A 19,887-nucleotide genomic window follows, 5' to 3' on the forward strand; every position below is an offset into this window, starting at 1 on the left:
CAGCCGCCGGGACGGCCGGCCGCCGGCGCTGAATGTGGGCCCAACCACCCCGCGCGTTCTGGTTCGAATGGCCTACTGACCACATTGTCAGCAGACGCGTCCGACCATCTCCATGACCTGCCACGGTGGTGCTATGGTACTCCGGCATCATCGGCAGCGAGGAGGACATAATCCATGAACGCGATCACCCGCCGTTCCCTTCTCGCGCTGACCGGCGCTGCGGCTGTCATCGACCCGGCGTCTGCTGACGTAAGGGTCTCGCCGGAGCTGCAGGCACTGATCGCGGCGCATGAGGCGGCCTATGCCGCTTTCCACCGCGTTGTTAATCGAGCAGCGAGCAGCAGGGATGACCGCGCGAGAGCTGACCGGCGGGCGCCGAAACTATGCCGAGATTGATGGCGGATCTGAGCTGATTGCGCTCGCAAAGAAGCTGCACCGTTATCCGGTCAATGGCCGGCAGCGGACTCTGGCTGATGTAGCGAAGGCGTTGGCGGACGCGGAGTATCTGTCGAGTGCTGGAACGCAGTACACACCGACTGCAGTATCGAGAATGCTGGCAGCCACGGGAAGTAAGCGTGCCAAGCCACTCAAGGGCGAGGCAAAATCGCCCCTTGAACCAGTTGCTGCCGAGATCAAGGACGATGTGACCGTGACTGCGGATCCCGTTATGCGGACACCGCTTGGTTGGCGCTGGTAGCCATGCGACAATTTCTTGATTTTTGGGGGCGGAAATGGCTCTGCAGCTTTGGATAAACGATTGCGGCCACTATTTCGTCGACACCACGCTTGGCGGCATCCAGGTTGGCTAAACTTGGTGCACGCCCTATGGCGACTGGGCGGTTGAGGTTAACGACGAGGAGCTTTCCGCTCCCGACCTCGAGGCAGCAAAGCGGCTGTTTGTCGACCTATATGATCGATCCAAGATAATGGTGAGCCCATTCGCTATCTCGGCGGAAGGAGACGGCTTGGAAGCGGATTTCAAAATTATCGACCTGCGCCGATGAGAACGCACAGGCAATCTGACATCGTAGGCGCCCCCCGGGCCCCGCCCCGCCGGGTTTGTCGGTGGCGGGGGCAGGGGTGGCCTGTGGGGCCCTTATCAGGTGCGCCCGGCCCTCGTTCAGGTTCAGGACCCTCCGCCTCTCTCGCCCCCAAAACCCAAATCGCTCCGAAAGACGGAGTTCAACCCCAACGGCGCTGCGAATCGCAGCAATGCGCGGCTGATCCGGTCATTCAAATGATCGCGTCCCATCCCCAACAGCGGACATCGTTGGTGACGGAGGCAGCAGCGGCGTGCGCCTTTCTCGGACAATCGCGAAGGCCGCTGCGAGATCGAAGGGCGTGGACCGCATAGAGGTTGGCGCGCGACCTTATTTGCTGCACGCTGGGCCGAACCATTAGCGACGATGCGCAACCTCGTTGACGTGGATCAATGCGGCTGCCGATGCAAATGTGCATCATTACTAAACCAGATTGGACAGGATCGACGAGCAGGCCGGGAGACGGAACTTGGGTAAGAAAAAAATCTATCGAGCTCTTTTGGACGGCGCGACAGATGGGCTGACAGGTTCGCAACTGTCCGACCACGTCTTACAGCTGTTCCCGAACGCAACCAGCAAGAAGATTGTGGGTGCTGCTGCTTTGGCACTCAGCGACATCCATTTGAAGGACAGAAACGTCTTGAGAGTTATATGCGCGCTCGCAATTCAGCACCGAACACGTCCCTTGATCAAAAACAATGGAGGCAAACCTCCAGCGGCGATTAGCAGAAGAAGAGCAACGCCAGCGCCCGGGCATTCCTCGCCCACCAAAGACTAGCGCTCTGCGATCAGCTTCAAAGGCGGCCGCCCGCATAAATCCGCGCTTCGATAGTACAGGAGTTGTCATGTACGAGTTTTCCGCCAAGCCGAGATGCGTTCCGCCCCAGAGAAGTTAAAGGTCAACCATGGCCAACCTGCCCACCCCTGCGAATTCTTGGCCTATGCGGCGGAAGCCGATTATTGCGCCCCGTTGTCCGTTAGACCTGATGCGCCAGGGATCCAAACAAGCAGCAACGCAGGATGTAGAAGCCGTGTCACACCTGCTGGGTTTCGAGGCGAATTTGATCTGTGACGGACGCAGCCCGCCGCGGCCAGTAAACTACCTTCTGGCTGGTATCCGGCGCCCCGAGGGCGTTGTGATCGACCCGATGAAACGCTCCTTGGTGGTAGTGGACGCGCGCGCCGGCCATGGATCAGAGATCGCCGGCTTCCAACCCGACAGCCCGATCAGCGTGATTCTGGAGGAGGATCTCGTAGGCTTCTTGCCCGATCCGGTTCCGGGTCAGACGATGGAGGATGTCACGGTTGCGGAGGCAGCCTTTTGTGAGCACGTCATCGCCCTGAATGCCGTCGGCGAGGGCAAGCCTGGCGTGATCGATAACTGCCAGGCCGGCTCGGAGTGCGGCTCTCTGCTGGCCGAGCAAGAACGGATCGAACCGCCTTTGGCGCCGCAGAATGCCGGAAAGATTGCTCTCGCATCGGATCAGATTGTCGAGCAGGCGGCGCGCGACATCCTTCGAGACTGTCTCGATCAGATCGCGACAAATTTCTTCGTAGTCCGCAAGCTGGACGATATCGAGGGGCCGCATCAACTGAGGGTCGGCCTCAGGCGGCTACGAACCGCCTTCTTGGTCTACAAGTCTGCGCTGGATAGTACCGAAATGGCGCGGCTTAGTGGCGAAGCCAAATGGCTCGGGCAAGAGGTTGGGCGCTTGCGAGATCTGGATGTCGTGGCGCATGTTATCGTTATGCGGGAGGCTACGCTCCATCCGGACGAGCCGGGCCTGTCGGCTCTCGCGGAGGTACTCGCAAAGCAGGCCGCCGAACGGCGAGATCAGATACGTACATTGCTGATAGGGACCCGTGCGCAAGCGTTCCTCAGCGACCTGGCACAGTTCGTCGAGATGCGTGGCTGGCTCGTCCCGGCCGATCTTGCCCAGACCGGACGGCTGGCGGTTCCGGTTGTCGATTTGGCGCCTCGCCTGCTCAACAAACGGTGGAAGAAGGTCTCCAAGGCGGCTCGGGGTCTTGAAACATTGACTGCCGACCAACGGCACACCCTTCGAAAGGAGCTGAAGACGCTGCGATACGCCGTCGAATTTTTCGCCCTCCTATTCCCTGCAAAACGCGTCGACCCATTCTTGAAGGCGCTCAAAACACTGACAACCGTCTTCGGTGACTTGAACGACTCGGCGACGGTACGCGCGATGCTTGCTGACACGGAGCCGGCCGGCCTGGGCGGTTGGACAACCCAGCGGGCTGTTGGCTGGGTGATCGGCGCCAGTCAGGCGCGCGCCGCATTTGCCTGGAGCAGGGCGCAAGCCTTATGGCGATGCCTCGATGGAATCCGACCATTCTGGAAATGATGGCACGGAGAACTGCACAGTCGTTTTTTGCTGTGCCAGCGGAGCGCGATAATTCCTCCTTCACGCCGGGCCGACGCCTAGATCCCAGCCTCGAAGAACGTGCATCCGGACACGTGCGCAGTTTCGTAAGGTAATCGGATGGGCGCAACATCACATCTCGACCAGGATCCGGAGCTAGGACCACATCCGAACTCCGATTCAGCGGCAGGCTGGCAACGCTGGGTGCCGGGGATCGAGACCGCGCGACAGTACAGGCTTTTCTGGCTGCCGCATGATTTGGTGGGCGGTCTCGTTTTGTCAGCTATGTTGGTCCCTGTCGGCATAGCTTATGCGGTGGCATCCGGTGTGCCCGGCATTTACGGCCTCTATGCCACAATCGTTCCGCTACTCGCGTACGCCTTGTTCGGTCCTAGCAGGATCCTTGTGCTGGGACCGGATTCTGCTCTGGCGACGCTGATCCTCGGAACCTTGCTGCCGCTGTCGGGAGGGGATCCGGCGCGTGCCGTGGCCCTGGCCGGGATGATGGCGGTGGTCGCCGGGTTGATATTGATTTTGTCCGGTGTCCTGCGGCTCGGGTTCGTCACCGAACTCCTCTCCAAGCCGATCCGGTACGGTTATATGAACGGCATTGCGCTGACGGTGATCGTGAGCCAGCTTCCCAAGCTATTCCAAGTCTCTATCGAGAGCACCGGGCCGTTGTACGACTTGCTGGGGATCGCGAAGTCGGTACTCACCGGCAAGGCGAACTGGACTGCGTTCGCCATCGGTGCCGGCACGTTGGGGCTGATACTACTGTCGAAGCGCTGGTCCCGAGTCCCCGGCGTTCTCGTGGCGGTCATCGTGGCGACGGTCGTGGTGGGCTTGCTCGGGCTCGGCGGGACCGCAGGGGTCGAGGTGCTCGGCCCATTGCCGGAGGGCTTGCCGTCTTTCACACTGCCGAGGATCCAGGCGAGCGACCTCGTTCCCGTCGTCACCGCTGGATTCGCCGTCGCACTCGTGTCCTTTGCCGACACCAGTGTCCTGTCGCGCTCCTACGCTGCACGGCTGCGGCAAAGCGTAGACCCCAACCAGGAAATGATCGGGCTCGGGGCAGCCAATCTCGCTGCGGGGTTCTTCCAGGGCTTCCCGATCAGCAGCAGTTCCTCGCGTACGCCCGTGGCAGAGTCCGCAGGTGCCAGGATACAGCTAACCGGCGTCATCGGAGCGGGAGGCGTGGCGCTGCTCCTGGTCCTTGCACCGGATCTTCTGCGAAACCTGCCCAGCAGCGGGCTGGCGGCAGTGGTGATCGCAGCCGCTATCGGCTTTTCGAGGTGGCCGACCTCAGGCGTAGCTACCGCATCCAGCGCTGGGAGTTCTGGCTGTCCATGCTGTGCTTCGTGGGGGTCGCCGTCTTTGGCGCCATCCCGGGCATCGGGATCGCGATGTCGTCGCGGTGATCGAGTTTCTCTGGGACGGGTGGCGTCCCTATTTCGCGGTCCTCGGTCGCGTTGACGTCCTGCGTGGCTACCATGACCTGAGGCGCTAACCTTGGTGGCCAAGCCGCCTCATCCTGTCAGAATTGTTCTGGAAGATGATCTTTACGGGGTTCGTTTCCGGACAGACTCCTGCCGACCAGCGAGCGTCCGTGATGACAGCGGCCTTCACTCGCTCATCGATCCGGTTGTTGATCCACCAATAGGCTCCGCCAGCGCAACCGACCGCAACTATCACACCGAGGAGCATGAAAACCTGACGAGGAAACGTGAAGAGCAGGAACAGTCCAATTCCTATTCCGATCACCCAAAACATTGTTAGTCCCCCCACCGCCCGGACCTGCCGATAGTCGCAGGAAATCCTTGGGAGCGCGAGCCCAGAACAGCCAGTGAACGAGTTGCTACGCTTTTTGCAACGCAACGCTACGGTATCGGACAGGACGACGCGGCACGAACGGCGCTGCTGGGTCTTCAAATGCTTGATAGACAAAGCATTGCGGGTACGCGGCGGGATGGGCAGGGATGGCTGGTAGCGAATTTCAAGACCGGTGCCTTAAACCGCTCGGCCATCCTCCATCGTGATTTTTCAACCACCTGGATGCTCGTCCTGATCTCAACGCGTACCCTGTGGGCACGCCTCGGAGATCGTTCGCGCTTCATTGCTCTAGTGCGCCCAACGAAGTCCTGTCAACCGGCTGTTGCCGGTTGCTGCCAAGCGCAGGGCACGGGTGCTTGGCGGCGGGCTTGAGCAGGACGAGCAGCGCTGCGCCGAAGCTCGAAACGCCGTGATTTCTCACAGCGATCGCCGGGACGGCTTGTGCCACAATCTCGCCCGGTTCCGACCATAATCGGTTAATACGGTGATAAACAATTCCTGTGCACAAGGGATTGGGGAATCAAGGCGGCGCTGGCATTGTCGGGTAGGTTTTGGCCCGGCCGACGGTCAAGTCGCGGCGCCTTTGTTGAGAGGGGACAATCGAAAAATGCCAAGCACGACGCGCCCGCGTCTTCGTCGCGCTTCCGCTTTCGCGTTGTGTGCCTTGTCGGCTGCCTTGCTGGCGGCTTGCGCGGCGCCGCCACAGCCGAAGACAATGGTCAACAAGAAGCCTCGCTCCAAGGAATATTTTTCGGAATCCGAATATGGCGTAAAAGCCAGCCCGCGCGTTACCTTCAAGATGTCGGGCCTGCAGCGTGGCGGCGGACGCGATCAGCTCGGCAAGCCCTATCAAGTGCGCGGCAAGTGGTATTATCCGAAGGAAGACAAGCGCTACGCCAAGAAGGGTCTTGCCTCCTGGTATGGCGAAGCCTTCCACGGCAGGCTGACCGCCAACGGCGAAGTCTACGACATGACACATCTGACCGGCGCGCATCCGACAATGCCGCTGCCGAGCTATGTGCGCGTCACCAATCTGAAGACCGGCAGCTCGGTCGTCGTGCGCGTCAACGATCGCGGTCCTTACCATGACGGGCGCATCATCGATGTGTCGAAGCGGGCCGCCGAAATGCTCGACTACGCCAATATCGGCACGGCCAAGGTGAAGGTCGAATATGTCGGACGGGCGCCGCTTCACGGCAATGACGAACAGTATCTGATGGCCTCCTATAATCCAGGCAACAGAGTGCCGGATCCGTCGGACGGCCTGCCCACCGGCGTCATGATCGCCATGAATGGACCATCGCCGAGCACGGCGTTGGCCGCCGCCGCTGCCTTTCCCGGCCAGTTGACGAATTCCGCATCGGCACAGCCTGTCGTGGCAGCGCAGACGTCGGCCGCTGGCAGTGTGACGCTGCCCGATTTCGGGCCGATCGTACCGGAACGGCCGCAGATCAATCTGCCGCCGCAATCGCCGTTCAGGGTAGCGACGCTGTCTTACGCCAACGAACGCGTGCAGCGCGCCTCCACTGTCTTTGCCGCGCTGGATGGCGCCGGGCCCGCCGAAATCCTGCAATCGTGGAAGCGGCAAGTTCCTACGGCCGCTTTGCCCACGGACTATATCGCGGCGGGCTCGTTCGAGGATGCCGCCGAGGCGCAGCAGGTGGCAACCCAGCTTTCCGGCTTTGGCAAGACCGAAATCCAGCGCTCCGAGTTCGAGGGCAAGGACTGGTATTCGGTCAATCTCTACCCGGACGGCCATGGCAGCCTGGACGAGATGCTGCAGGCGGCATGGTCGCATGGCGCGCCGGACGCGCTCGTGGTTCGGAATTGACCGGCAAAATCTGAAGTTTTGGCCAGTTCTCCATCGCGCGGTTGCTCGGCCGGGACAAAGCCTGATAGAGCTTGCCCGGAACTACCGGCTGACAGGTCGAACTTCTCATGAAATTTCGCTTCGCCGCGCCTCTCGCCGGGCTTCTGGGTTTTGGCCTGCTGCTGCTTTCGCTGGCTCCGGCCACGGCGCAGCTTTTCGAAACCAAGGCCGCGCAGGCCTTCATGATCGATGCCGAAACCGGAACGGTGCTGCTTTCCAAGGATGCCGACAGGCCGATTCAGCCGGCGTCGCTGGCCAAGCTGATGACGATGGAAGTGGTGTTCAACGCCATCAAATCGGGGCGCGTGACGCTCGACGATACATACGTGGTGAGTGAGAACGCATGGCGCACCGGCGGCGCGCCATCCGGAACGTCGACGATGTTTGCCCAACTCAAGTCGACGATCCGGCTTCAAGACCTGATCCAGGGCGTGACGGTCCAGGCAGCCAATGACGGCTGCATCATCATCGCAGAAGGGTTTGCCGGGTCGGAGGCGAATTTCGCGACTGAGATGACGGAGCGTGCAAGGCAGATTGGCCTCGAGAAATCGGCATTCGTCAATGCAACCGGTCTGCCGGCCGATGGTCAGCAGACGACGGTTCGAGAGCTTGCGCTCCTGGCCCTGCATATCTGGCTCGAGTACCCGGACCTTTATCGCTACTACGGCCAGAAGGACTTCACTTGGAACAAGATCACCCAGCGGAACCGCAACCCGCTGCTGGCGATGGATATCGGCGCCGACGGCCTGGCTATCGGCAGGAGCGAGGCATCCGGCTTCGGCATCGTCGGCTCGGTCAGCCAAGGTGGCAGGCGGGTCATTGCGGCGATGAGCGGCCTGGCAAGCGACCGCGAGCGCGCCGAAGAAGCGCGAAAGCTGCTCGACTGGGGCCTTCGTTCCTTTGAGAAAACCGAGATTTTCGCCAAGGACGAGGTGGTCGGCGAGGCCCAGGTTTTCGGCGGCGCGAAATCCGGCGTGGCGCTGAAGGCAAAAGCGCCCGTGGTCATCTTCCTGCCGATCGCCAACCGCGACAAGCTGACCGCCAGAATCGTCTATGAGGGACCGGTTGCAGCCCCCGTGGAGGAGGGGCAACCGGTGGGTGCGCTGCGGGTCTGGATCGGGGACACGCTGAGCCAGGAAACGCCGCTTTTCGCCGCCGAAACGGTTGGCGTCGGCTCGCTGCCGCAACGCGCGCTCGATGCCGCCAAGGAACTGGCGGTCGGCTGGCTGCGTTAGCGGCCGCGGCGTGGACCTTTTCTCAAGTCAGGACTATTACGGTCCCGCAGCATGGACAAAGGCTTTGGTGAGCGGATTCTTCATCACCTTCGAAGGCGGAGAAGGGGCAGGCAAGTCGACGCAGATCGAGCGCCTGGCCGGCAAGATGCGCGCCAAGCAATACGATGTCCTTGTCACGCGCGAGCCGGGCGGCTCGCCAGGCGCAGAGGCGGTCCGGCATGTACTGCTTTCCGGCGCTGCCGAGCCATTCGGCCCCAGGATGGAGGCGCTGCTGTTCGCCGCCGCGCGTTCCGACCATGTCGAGCAGGTCATCCGGCCGGCGGTCGAGCGGGGCTCGATCGTGCTTTGTGATCGCTTCATGGACTCCTCGCGCGTCTACCAGGGCGTCACCGGCGGCCTCGATCCAGCCTTCATGGACGCGCTGGAAAAGGTCGCCATCAACGGCATGGTGCCCGACATGACGCTGATCTTCGATGTCGACCCGGCCGAAGGACTGCGGCGCGCCACTGCACGGCGGGGCACCGATGCCGGCGCCGACCGCTTCGAAAAGGAAACGCTCGATATCCACCAGCGCCGCCGCGAAGCCTTTCTGGCGATCGCCGCGGCAGAACCCGAGCGCTGCATCGTCATCGACGCGTCCGCCGAACCCGACACGGTGGAGAATGTCGTCACCGGCGCCGTGTTCGCGGCGCTGGAGACGATGACGCCGAGGCACAGGAAGCAGGCGCCGGGATGATTTTCCAACGGATCGCACCAGAACAGCACGACACGCTTGACGGGGTACCGGAGCCATCCGAGACGCCGCGTCTGGTCGGACATGACCAGGCAGCGAACATGCTGGCGTCAGCCTATCGCTCCGGGAAGCTGCCGCATGCGCTGATCTTTGTCGGGCCGGTCGGCATCGGCAAGGCGACGCTCGCCTTTCATCTGGCGCATCATCTGTTGAAGCATCCGGCGTTCGAACAGGCGCCGGAGGTCCTTGCCGTTCCCGATCCGGCGTCATCGCTGTTTCGCCAGATCGCCACCGGCGCGCATCCCTCGGTGCTGCATCTGACCCGCCCGCCGAACGACAAGACCAAGAGTTTCAAGACGGTCGTCACCGTCGACGAGATCCGCAAGGTTAGCCGTTTCCTGTCGCTGACCTCGCATGACGGCAGCTACCGGGTGGTGATCGTCGACCCGGCCGACGACATGAATACCAATGCGGCCAACGCCTTGCTGAAGAATCTTGAAGAACCGCCGGCACGCACCTTGTTCATCCTCATCGTCCATGCGCCGGGCAGCCTGCTGCCGACCATCCGCTCACGCTGCCAGATGGTGCGGCTGACGCCGCTCGATGCCGAGAGCCTGATGACGGTTTTGGAAAGCGTCGAACCACCGCCTCCGGACGATCCCGCGGCGCGCGCGGCACTGGCCAAGCGGGCAGGGGGCAGCGCCCGCACCGCAATCCTGTTGACGCAGTATGGCGGGCTGGAAATCGCCGAGACGCTCGACGCCCTGGCGACAGCGGCAAAGAGCGATGTTGCCGGCGCCTATCGCCTCGCCGAGGCGGTCGCCGGGCGCGACCGGGCGATCCAGTTCGATATTTTCAATCGCCGTGCGCTCGACCTGCTCTCGACCGGCGCAAGCCAGGCCGCGCTGGCGGGCGATCTGGCGCGGGCCAAAACGCTGTCAGACACTTGGCACGAGGCTTTGAACGCTATATCTGAAACCGACACCTACAATCTCGACAAGAAGCAGCATGCCTTGACCATGATCGACCGCCTGAATTCTGCAATGCGAATGTGACGGCCCATCGGGATGGCAATCGCCGTTTCGATGCGATATCCACCGACATCTTTCATTCAGACATTCATGACGGTTCATTCATGTCACGCGAAAAATACTACCTCACGACGCCGATTTTCTATCCGAACGGCAAGCCACATATCGGTCATGCCTACAATGTCATCGCCAGCGACACGCTGGCCCGTTTTCAGCGGCTCGACGGTAAGGACGTCTTCTTCGTCTCGGGAACCGACGAGCACGGTTTGAAGATGCAGCAGACGGCGGACGCCGAAGGCCTGACGCCGAAAGCGCTTGCCGATCGCAATTCGGCGATCTTCCGCTCGATGCTTGAAGCGACCGGCTGTTCGAACGATATTTTCATCCGCACCACCGAGGAGCGCCACTACAAGGCCTGCCAGGCGATCTGGACACGCATGGCGGAAAATGGCGACATTTATCTCGACCGCTATAGCGGTTGGTATTCGGTGCGGCAGGAAGCCTATTTCGACGAGGCCGAAACCAAGGTCGGCGACGACGGCGTCCGTCGCGAACCGCTCGGCTCGCCCGTCGAATGGACCGAGGAAGAGAGCTATTTCTTCCGCCTTTCCGCCTATCAGGATAGGTTGCTCGCGCTCTATGAGAACAGCCCCGAATTTGTCGGACCGGCGGAGCGGCGCAATGAAATCGTCAGCTTCGTCAAATCCGGGCTGAAGGACCTGTCGATCTCGCGCACCACGTTCAAATGGGGCGTGCCGGTGCCGGGCGACGACAAGCATGTGATGTATGTCTGGGTCGATGCACTGACCAACTACATCACGGCTGCCGGTTATCCGGATGCGGCCGATGACAGATGGTCCTTCTGGCCGGCGAACGTCCACGTCATCGGCAAGGACATCGTCCGCTTCCATGCCGTCTACTGGCCGGCCTTCCTGCTGTCGGCAGGGATCGAACTGCCGAAGCGCGTATTCGCGCATGGCTTTCTGTTCAACCGCGGCGAGAAGATGTCGAAGTCGGTCGGCAATGTCGTCGACCCGTTTGCGATGATCGAGCATTACGGCCTCGATCAGGTACGCTATTTCTTCATGCGCGAGGTGCCGTTCGGCCAGGACGGCAGCTACAGCCACGAGGCCATCGTCAACCGCACCAATGCCGACCTCGCCAACGGCCTTGGTAATCTGGCGCAGCGCTCGCTGTCGATGATCGCCAAGAATTGCGGCGGCGTGGTGCCGAAACGCAGCGATCTGGCGGAGGCCGACAGGGCGATCCTCGACCAGACGGTGGAGGCGGTTGCTGCTGCACGCAAGATGATGGCGGAGCAGGCCATCCATCTGGCGCTGGCGGCGATTTTTGGCGTCGTGGCGGAGGCCGATCGCTACTTCGCCTCGCAGGAACCCTGGGCGCTCAGAAAGACCGATCCGGCGCGCATGGAAACGGTGCTGTGGACGACCGCGGAAGTCGTCCGACGCGTGGCGCTGCTGTGCCAGCCCTTCATTCCGGGGTCGGCCGCCAAGCTGCTCGACCTGCTGGCTGTGCCACAGGACCGTCGCGATTTCGCGCATGTCCACGCGGACTATGCGCTGGTATCGGGGGTTGCCTTGCCCGCGCCGGAGGGCGTGTTTCCGCGTTACGTCGAGCAGCCGGACGCGAACATCTGATGTTGGTCGACAGTCACTGCCATCTCGACTTTCCGGATTTCGCTGAGGAGCGGACGGCCATCGTCGCCCGCGCCTTGGCCGCTGGAATCGGTCGCATGGTGACGATCACGACGCGTGTGAAAAAATTTCAGCAAGTACTTGAGATCGCAGAATCTTTCGACGAAGTCTATTGCTCGGTCGGCACCCATCCGCACAACGCCGCCGAGGAACTGGACGTGACTGTCGAGGCGCTTGCCCGGCTGTCCGCGCATCGCAAAGTGGTGGCGATCGGCGAGGCCGGGCTCGACTATTTCTACGATCATGCGCCGCGCGACGCGCAGGCTCAGGGCTTTCGCACGCACATCGCGGCAGCGCGGGAGACGGGCCTGCCTCTGGTCATCCATGCGCGTGATGCCGACAGCGACATGGCTGATATCCTCGAGGACGAAACAGGGAAGGGCGCCTTCCCCTTCGTCCTGCACTGCTTTTCGTCCGGGCGCAGGCTGGCCGAGATCGGCGTGGCGCTCGGCGGCTATGTTTCCTTTTCCGGCATCGTGACTTTCAAGAATTCGGCCGAGCTGCGCGCCATCGCCGCCGATGTGCCACACGACCGCCTGCTGGTCGAAACCGACGCGCCGTACCTGGCGCCGATCCCGTTTCGCGGCAAGCGCAACGAGCCTGCCTATGTCGCGCATACGGCCAAGGTGCTGGCCGAAACGATCGGCGTCAGCGAGGCCGACATTGCTGCCATTACCACCGACAATTTCTTCCGGCTGTTCAGCAAGATGCCGCGCCCGACCGCGCTGAGCGCCTGACGCATGAGCGACCGGCTGCGCCTCACCATTCTCGGCTGCGGCTCGTCGCCGGGCACGCCGCGCATCACCGGCGACTGGGGCAATTGCGATCCGGCCAATCCGAGGAACCGGCGCATGCGCACCGCAGCGCTCATCGAGCGGATCGCGGCAAACGGCGACAGGACCACAGTCGTCATCGACACCGGGCCGGATTTCCGCGCGCAGATGCTGCTGGCTTCAGTCAGGCGCATAGATGCGGTCGTCTATACGCATCCGCATGCCGACCACATCCACGGCATCGACGATTTGCGCGGCTTCGTGCTCGAGCAGCGTCATCGGATCGATATCCACGCCGACCAGCCGACCATGCTGCGGTTACGGGAAGCATTCGGCTATTGTTTCGAAACACCGTTAGGCAGTTCCTATCCGCCCATTGTCGAGCCCCATATCATCGACCATGCCAGGCCGGTGGTGATCGAAGGCGAGGGGGGTGCCCTGACCCTTGAGCCGCTGCCGCAGATCCATGGCGACATCATATCGCTTGGGTTTCGCATCGGCGGCCTCGCCTATTGCCCCGATGTCAGTGATTTCCCCGACGCCACCGCCGAACGGCTGCGCGATCTCGACGTGCTGGTCATCGATGCGCTGCAATACAGGCCGCATCCGAGCCATCTGTCGCTCGGCCAGGCACTCGGCTGGATCGAAAAACTGGCGCCGAAAAAGGCCGTACTGACGCATATGCATGTGCCGCTCGACTACGCTGCGGTGATGGCCGAGACGCCGGCCGACGTCGACCCGGCCTATGACGGCATGACGATCGAAATCCCTTATGAATCTGCATGATAGGTTCGGTTCTTCATGGCTGGAAGCATTGATCGTGTGACCAGGGCAGCGGCCGATGCCGGCCTCGACATCGAAATCAGGCGCATGGGCGCCTCGACACGCACCGCCGAGGAAGCCGCCGCGCAATGCGGCTGCACAGTCGCCCAGATCGTCAAATCCCTGGTGTTCCAGGGAGAAACCAGCGGAAAGCTGTTTCTCTTCCTGGTTTCCGGCTCCAACCAGCTCGATCTAGCCAAGGCTGCAGCACTGGCCGGCGAGTTGCTGAAGCGCGCCGACCCGCGGCAGATCCGCGACGAGACTGGATTTGCGATCGGCGGCGTGGCGCCGATCGGCCATCTGATTGCAATCCCGGCGTTCGCCGACGAAACGCTGCTCGGTTTCGATCGTGTTTGGGCAGCGGCCGGCGCGCACGACGCGGTGTTCGCCGCCGAGCCACAGGCAATGATCAGGGCAGCGCAGGCTGTCGTGGCGAAGCTGGCAGTCTGAATCGGACGCGCCTGATACGCAGCCTCGGGGGCTGAAGCGAGCGCCGCCCGGCGCACTCTATTCGGCGGCGATGGCGGTGGGCGGCTGCATGATTTCGGGCGCCGCCGGCGCGAACAACATCTTTACGACGTTGCGGAAGGCGAGGATCTGGCGTTCGAGGACACGCGGGTCGCCGAGCCCGCGCGACATGATGATGCCGCCATCGATCACACAGGAGAACATGATGGCGACGTCGTCGAGGTCCATGCCCTTGCGGGCAGGATAAACGGCCGCGATCTCGTTCAGCGCATCGCGAAACCGCCCGTTCCAGGAGCGGACGGCGGCGGCGGCGATGTCGCGAACGGTGCGGTCAAAGAGGCGCTCCTGATAGGTGAACGTCGCGATCAGGCAGCCGGGGTGGCCGTTCGGCAAGTCACCCATCAGCTCGGCAAGCAGCTTGAGCGTGATCAGGAACGACTGCAACGGATCATCGGACAATTGCCTGCCGCGGTGAAACACATCATCGAAGATGCGATCGTTCTCCTCGACGTAGCGCAGCATCAAGGCGCGGGCGAGTTCGTTCTTGTCCTTGAAATGATAGAAGAAGCCGCTCTTGGTGATGCCGGCTTCGGCGATCACCTCCTCGATGGACGTCGCGCCGAACCCCTTGGCGAGCACCGAGGCCTCGGCGATCTCCAGAATGCGTTCGCGCGTTTCCGCACCTTTGCGCATGACCGAATGCCCTCAAATCTACTGTACCGGCGGTATGGTTTTCACACCCGCCACCATCGGCACCGATAGCAATATGACCGGCCCAGCGCGGCTGTCCGTCTGTAATTGCTGCGGTTTCCGCTTCGTTGGAGTACCGGACCACAAGCCTTCTACCGCACCGGCGGCACGTACTGCTAAAACCTGCCTATTGCGAACCGGCCGCCATCAGGGCGGCACGGTGTCATCTTACCACTGGAGACAAACATGGCCAAGTACCGCCAGAATCTGCCGCAACTCGCCAACAGAACATTCCTGAGCGATGGCGGCATGGAAACGACCCTCATCTTTCACGAAGGCCTCGACCTTCCGCACTTTGCTTCATTCACGCTGATGGCAACGCCTGAAGGCCGGCAGAAGCTGAGGGAATATTTCGTCCGTTATCTGACCATTGCGCGCAGAAGCGGGACCGGCTTCATCCTCGACACGCCGACGTGGCGAGCCAACCCCGATTGGGGAACCTTGCTCGGCTACGGGCCGGAAGCGTTGCGGGCCGTCAACGAGGCCTCGATCGAGCTTCTTCTCGACCTGCGCAATGAGTTCGAGACCGCCGAAACGCAGTGCGTCATCAGCGGCGCGATCGGGCCGCGCGGCGACGGCTACAAAGCCGGCAAGATGGACGCCAGCGAGGCAGAAGCCTATCACGCGGCGCAGATCGAGAGTTTCGCGCGGACCGAGGCCGACATGGTTGCGGCCTATACGCTCACCAATTTCCACGAGGCAATCGGCGTGGCGCGGGCTGCCAAGGCGCATGCCATGCCGTGCATGATCTCGTTCACCGTGGAGACGGACGGCAAGCTGGTGACCGGCATGGCGCTCGGCGAGGCGATCGACAGGGTCGACGACGCGACAGACGGTGCGCCGGCCTACTATATGATCAACTGCGCCCATCCGACGCATTTCATGCAGGCGCTGAACAAGGGCGAGCGCTGGCTCGATCGCGTCTATGGCGTGAAGGCGAACGCTTCAACCAAAAGCCATGCCGAACTGGATGAATCGGAAACGCTCGACGCGGGCGACCCGGACGATCTCGGGCGGCGCTACAGCAGGCTGACAGCTTCGTTTCCGACGATGCGCATCCTGGGCGGTTGCTGCGGCACCGACCACCGGCACGTCGCGGCGATCTGCGAGGCCTGCGTGCCACAGGCGGCGTAGGAACTTGTGTGCGTCGCAGGAGGCGCAACGCCATCAACCGCAGTTCCGCTGGTTCCAAAGGAAACAAGGAACTGTGGTTGGGCCGAAAAGCAACGCAATCACAACGCACATCAGTTCCATAATCTATCTTATGCGACTTTCTGATGGGTGGAATTCTCAGCGTGAACCGACGGAAAGCCTCTCTGATTTTTGCGTCGATCGGCTTAGCGTAGGATTTCGTCCCCTACAGCACCGAAATCCTCAAGACCATCAAAATGACGCCTCGCATCCCTTTCTCGGCTTCCCCGATCGTCTCGCCAATGGCCACACGCCCGTGCGGTGATCTTCGGAGCCGGTCACGGCAGCACCTATCCCGGCACGGCAAGCGGTCTGCTGCATCGACGCCGGCGACATCCCGACCACCATGCATGCGGCGACTGAGGCCGAGCACAAGGCCCCCAGCCGAACAGGCCGGTGCCTTCCGCTCTGTCGGCAAAAACCGAAACTTCCGCCGAAGCGATCTTCGGGGTTACCGCAGCGGCCTTGCATCCGCGTTGATTGGTTGGGTCCCTCGCCCCGCAAGCGCCTGATGTATATGCATGAGGGCGCTCGACAGCACTGGCCGTGGGCATGCGATGTTGAGGCGAACATGGCAGCCACCGTTCGACACGAACATCTCACCGCCTTCCAGTACGACGCCTGCTTTTTCCAGGAAGAAGCGCGTCAGGTTGATCGGCCGTGGGAAATAGGCCGACAAGTCGACCCAGGCGAGATAGGTCGCATCGGGGATCTTGAAGCGGGCTTGTTGCAGATGTTGGCCAAGGAAGGCCGCAACCATCCGAAAGTTTTCGTCGAGATAGGTGCGTAGCGCGTCCAGCCACGCACCTCCATCGGTGTAAACCGCGACCGCCGCGGCAAGGCTGATCGGATTGACGAACGGATAGTGCCGCTCGCGCCACTGCGCGCGAAGCGACGGATCCGGGATGATGACGGTCGCGAGCATCAGTCCAGCGAGGTTGAACGTCTTGCTGACCGCCATACAGGTGACGATGTCCTTGCTGTCCGGAAACAGCTTCGCCAGCGGGAGGTGCCGTTTGCCCCGACGCAACAAATCGGCGTGAATTTCGTCCGACACCACACGAACGCCATTGGCGAAGCAGAATTCGCCACACGGCGCAGGTCGTGCTCCGTCCAGGCGCGGCCGGTTGGATTGTGTGGGTGGCACAGGAAGAACAGCGTGACAGACTGGTCCTTCACCTTCGCCTCGAAATCGACGAAGTCGATTTCATAAAGCCCATCCTTCAAGACGAGCGCGGATGACACCAGTTCATGGCCGGTCTGAACGGCTGCGCGCTGGAAATAGCCATAGGCGGGCGTCAGGGTCAGAATTTTGTCCCCTGGCGCGCAAAGATACTCCGCAAGCGCATAGAGCGCCGGGATAACGCCCAGCGACACCTGCAAGGCCTCGCGTTCGAAGCGCCAGTCGTATCGCTCGACGCACCAGGGATGGAACGCGTCGTAGAGTTCGTCGCCCATGTTCATCGTGTACCCGAAGATCGGGTGCGCCAGCCGTTCCGTCATTGCATCGAGGGCAGCTTGCGGCGCGGCGAACTGCATGTCCGCGACCCACATCGAGATCAATTCAGATCGAGGGACTGGCAACTTCAAATCGGCGTCGCCGCCGAACAGATAGTTCTCGAAACCGTCCTCGGCCACGGCGTTGGTCGCGGTGCGTGGAATGATGCGGTCGAAGTCGAAGGTCATGGGTGCGCCAGTATCAACAGGACTGCGAGCGACGGCATTGCCGCCATCATGTTCGGAGGGCCGGCCGACATTGGACGGCCAATGACGACGCGATTGGCAAGGGTAGCGCCCGACAGGCCGCAGGAGGTGAATAGCTGCTCATGGTAGTTGCGGGCGCCCGGTGTCGACAGGAAGGTTGGGTTGGAGGGACCTACGCCTCGACGATCTCCAGCTTCGAGACCATCCGGATCGCCTTTGAGAAGTTCGCCAGGTTGACCGATGTCCTGGTGACGACGGCGTGAAGTTCTTCCAGCCGGTCGCGCGGGGCGTCGGTCGTCAGGCGAACGACGTAACTGACCTCGTCGTAGCCGGGATTGACGCTCTCATCGAGCCCGAGGAAACCGCGAAGGTCGAGTTCGCCATCGGTCTCGATCTCGAGGCCGTGTACGGTGATGCCCATCGCCGCGGCATTGACGACGTAACCGACGGTCAGGCAGGCATTAAGCGCCGCCATCAGCAGCTCCTGGGGATTGGGCGCCGAATTCTGGCCGAGCAGTTCGGTCGGCTCGTCCGCGGCGATCTCGAAGTTGCGCTGATGCTCCAAACCGCCCAGCGAATAGTGGCTGACGGTCGCGACGGAGCGGGTCTGGCCGGCCCACTTCGTCTTGACGTTGAACCGCGCGCTGCGCTTCGACGGGTCTTCGGCAACCCCCATTGCGAACTGCTGCAGGGCGGTAACGTCGATGCCATTGGGATTGTCAGTCATGTGAGTTGTCCTTGTTTCTGGATGTGGAGTGAAGGTGGAAGAGGATCGTTTTCCCAGGCGGCGGGTAGCCGCCTTGTTAAGCCCTTATGGTCACCACAGACTTTGTCGTTGCCGCTCCAACCCGACTAGTTGGTTGGCTTCCATGGGGAAATGAATGCCGCAGTTCACCGAATCCCGGGGCCCGAGCGCGTGCCCGTTCTCAGGTGCCTTCGATGATGAGGCGGATGATGCCGTCGTCGATGACATCGCCGTCTTTGGTTGCCCAGTCGATGAAGCTGGAACCCTCCAGCAAACTTAACAGCATGAAGGCCTTCTGCCTGGCGCCGCACCCGAGCGGAATTTCGCCGCGGCCTATTCCCTGCTCGATGATCCCGCTCAGCCACTTGAGCTGAATGTCGAAGAAGCGTTTGGTCATCTTTTGCAGCCCAGCCGGGAGCGCCGACATTTCCGCGGCCAGCGCACCACACAAGGGCAAAAACCCGCTCTCGGTGCTCTTCCGGAACATTGTAAAGAAGGCTTCGAGACGTGCGATGACGCCACCGTTCTCGGCCTCGATCCGATCGAAGTCACGCCGGACCCGATCAATATAGGCTTCGACGATGGCGGTCCCGAGATCCTCCTTGGCGGGGAAATGATGGTGGATGGTCGGCTTACTGATGCCCACCGTTTTGGCCAGATCCGCATAACTGAAGGCCGCATACCCTTTGGTCCGTATCAGACCCTCCGCGGTCTTTATCAGTGCATCACGTGTTCCGATTGCCATGGTCTTTCCATCCGCCTCGCCTCTTGGCGCGCGCCGTTCCAATTGCTTCACCTTACCGGTCGGCGCGCAGCCAGCCGATCGCTCGATCAAAGCTGCTCATAGGCTTCGAGCGCGCGGGAGGAATAGACATAGGCCCCTCTCTCGCGTGGCGGCCTCCACCTTATGGAAGGCGCTCGTAACCGGCGGGGTCGCTTTTGCCAATCCGCCGACCCGCTTGACCAGCGCGCCCAGTCTTTCGTTCCAGGTGTTCAATCGGATTGTCCCGCCAGCATGAACTTTGACTCTCTAACCTACCTACTAGTCGGTTGATAGAAGAGCGATCGCCCTCTGTCAAGCCCAGATGAAATTGTTGCCACGAAAGCGACGCCCCCTGAGGTAATGCGTTTGCCGGGCTTGACGAGCTACTGGCGGAATTGGGCGTCGGTGAATTGGTGTTATGCGGCGTCAATACGCACGCCTGCATCCGCATGGCTGCGGTGGACGCCTATCAACGGGATTTCCGGGTTGGTCCTGGCCGAAGAATGCGTCGGCTCTTACGACGCAGAGCACGCGCGCCTCCCTGCATTACATGAACGGCTAGATAGCCAAAATAGCGACTGCTTCTGAGATCCTTAAACCTCTCGCGCAATCTAATGAACGTCTGAAAGGCACCGACTGCGGTCATCATCACGAGTACATCCGATAAAGCACAAGCGGGATCAGGCCCACTACAATTGCAATGACGGCGCGTTCTAACCATCGCATAAATTTCGACTTCGAACGATTGCCCGATATCAAGTTACCCAGCATGTCACCGAGAAATTGGAGCAAATCACCCATCGTATATCCGGCCCCAAGTCGTCATCGCCCTG

General features: G+C 61.6%; 18 protein-coding genes and 1 pseudogene. 15 read left to right on the forward strand and 4 right to left on the reverse strand.

Translation table 11 applies throughout. The annotated features are described in order from the left end of the window. Positions 1-301 precede the first annotated feature (301 nt). The 13 genes from AC0L28_RS17170 (at position 302) to AC0L28_RS17230 (ending at position 13,883) form a co-directional block, all read left to right on the forward strand. Positions 302-697 (forward strand): hypothetical protein, encoded by a 396-nt coding sequence (locus tag AC0L28_RS17170; RefSeq protein ID WP_473478944.1) that lies wholly within the window; start codon positions 302-304, stop codon positions 695-697. An 812-nt stretch (positions 698-1,509) separates the two neighbouring features. Further along, entirely contained in the window at positions 1,510-1,818 is a 309-nt protein-coding gene (locus AC0L28_RS17175) for a hypothetical protein (RefSeq protein ID WP_084833709.1), read from the forward strand. Positions 1,819-2,026: 208 nt separating this feature from the next. Then, positions 2,027-3,406, forward strand: coding sequence for a CHAD domain-containing protein (locus AC0L28_RS17180; protein ID WP_473478946.1), 1,380 nt, complete (start codon positions 2,027-2,029; stop codon positions 3,404-3,406). Between the two features lie 138 nt (positions 3,407-3,544). Then, the gene (locus AC0L28_RS17185; protein WP_473478949.1) at positions 3,545-4,897 is read left to right on the forward strand and encodes a SulP family inorganic anion transporter; all 1,353 of its coding nucleotides are present in this window, start codon (positions 3,545-3,547) and stop codon (positions 4,895-4,897) included. 39 nt (positions 4,898-4,936) lie between these two features. Next, positions 4,937-5,200, forward strand: a complete 264-nt coding sequence (locus tag AC0L28_RS17190; RefSeq protein WP_287173823.1) for a hypothetical protein — start codon at positions 4,937-4,939, stop codon at positions 5,198-5,200. A 661-nt stretch (positions 5,201-5,861) separates the two neighbouring features. Beyond that, positions 5,862-7,085, forward strand: a complete 1,224-nt coding sequence (locus AC0L28_RS17195) for a septal ring lytic transglycosylase RlpA family protein (protein ID WP_473478951.1) — start codon at positions 5,862-5,864, stop codon at positions 7,083-7,085. Positions 7,086-7,192: 107 nt separating this feature from the next. Then, complete coding sequence (locus tag AC0L28_RS17200) at positions 7,193-8,359, forward strand: D-alanyl-D-alanine carboxypeptidase family protein (RefSeq protein ID WP_473478954.1); 1,167 nt, start codon at positions 7,193-7,195, stop codon at positions 8,357-8,359. 64 nt (positions 8,360-8,423) lie between these two features. Beyond that, positions 8,424-9,095 (forward strand): dTMP kinase, encoded by a 672-nt coding sequence (tmk, locus tag AC0L28_RS17205; RefSeq protein WP_473478957.1) that lies wholly within the window; start codon positions 8,424-8,426, stop codon positions 9,093-9,095. After that, the gene (locus AC0L28_RS17210) at positions 9,092-10,147 is read left to right on the forward strand and encodes a DNA polymerase III subunit delta' (protein ID WP_128169058.1); all 1,056 of its coding nucleotides are present in this window, start codon (positions 9,092-9,094) and stop codon (positions 10,145-10,147) included. The genes tmk and AC0L28_RS17210 overlap by 4 nt, the downstream gene beginning before the upstream one ends. 80 nt (positions 10,148-10,227) lie before the next feature. Next, complete coding sequence (gene metG, locus AC0L28_RS17215) at positions 10,228-11,781, forward strand: methionine--tRNA ligase (RefSeq protein WP_023799204.1); 1,554 nt, start codon at positions 10,228-10,230, stop codon at positions 11,779-11,781. After that, entirely contained in the window at positions 11,781-12,575 is a 795-nt protein-coding gene (locus tag AC0L28_RS17220; RefSeq protein ID WP_473478959.1) for a TatD family hydrolase, read from the forward strand. Before metG ends, AC0L28_RS17220 begins: the two co-directional genes overlap by 1 nt. Before the next feature lie 3 nt (positions 12,576-12,578). After that, a complete protein-coding gene (locus AC0L28_RS17225) occupies positions 12,579-13,397 on the forward strand; it encodes an MBL fold metallo-hydrolase (protein WP_023799206.1) in 819 nt (272 codons plus the stop codon). Between the two features lie 15 nt (positions 13,398-13,412). Then, positions 13,413-13,883 carry a YbaK/EbsC family protein gene (locus tag AC0L28_RS17230; RefSeq protein WP_023799207.1) on the forward strand — a complete coding sequence of 157 codons (471 nt, stop codon included), beginning with the start codon at positions 13,413-13,415 and terminating at the stop codon, positions 13,881-13,883. A gap of 57 nt (positions 13,884-13,940) precedes the next feature. Here AC0L28_RS17230 and AC0L28_RS17235 read toward each other — a convergent pair whose 3' ends face one another. Further along, positions 13,941-14,594 (reverse strand): TetR/AcrR family transcriptional regulator, encoded by a 654-nt coding sequence (locus tag AC0L28_RS17235; protein ID WP_023799208.1) that lies wholly within the window; start codon positions 14,592-14,594, stop codon positions 13,941-13,943. Between the two features lie 243 nt (positions 14,595-14,837). Here AC0L28_RS17235 and AC0L28_RS17240 point away from each other — a divergent pair, with 243 nt between their 5' ends. After that, a complete protein-coding gene (locus AC0L28_RS17240) occupies positions 14,838-15,785 on the forward strand; it encodes a homocysteine S-methyltransferase family protein (RefSeq protein ID WP_023799209.1) in 948 nt (315 codons plus the stop codon). A gap of 508 nt (positions 15,786-16,293) precedes the next feature. Here AC0L28_RS17240 and AC0L28_RS17245 read toward each other — a convergent pair. From AC0L28_RS17245 to AC0L28_RS17255, 3 genes and pseudogenes are all read right to left on the reverse strand, one after another. Further along, positions 16,294-17,528, reverse strand: a pseudogene (locus AC0L28_RS17245) (MalY/PatB family protein). Positions 17,529-17,718: 190 nt separating this feature from the next. Next, positions 17,719-18,273: an OsmC family protein gene (locus AC0L28_RS17250; protein ID WP_473478962.1), complete on the reverse strand. Its 555-nt coding sequence runs from the start codon at positions 18,271-18,273 to the stop codon at positions 17,719-17,721. 199 nt (positions 18,274-18,472) lie between these two features. After that, positions 18,473-19,126, reverse strand: coding sequence for a TetR/AcrR family transcriptional regulator (locus AC0L28_RS17255; RefSeq protein ID WP_198032817.1), 654 nt, complete (start codon positions 19,124-19,126; stop codon positions 18,473-18,475). 341 nt (positions 19,127-19,467) lie between these two features. Between AC0L28_RS17255 and AC0L28_RS17260 the strand changes: the two genes are divergently transcribed. Next, complete coding sequence (locus AC0L28_RS17260) at positions 19,468-19,608, forward strand: hypothetical protein (RefSeq protein ID WP_353827742.1); 141 nt, start codon at positions 19,468-19,470, stop codon at positions 19,606-19,608. The last annotated feature ends 279 nt before the right edge of the window (positions 19,609-19,887 follow it).

It is taken from the genome of Mesorhizobium sp. WSM4847 (assembly GCF_055811335.1).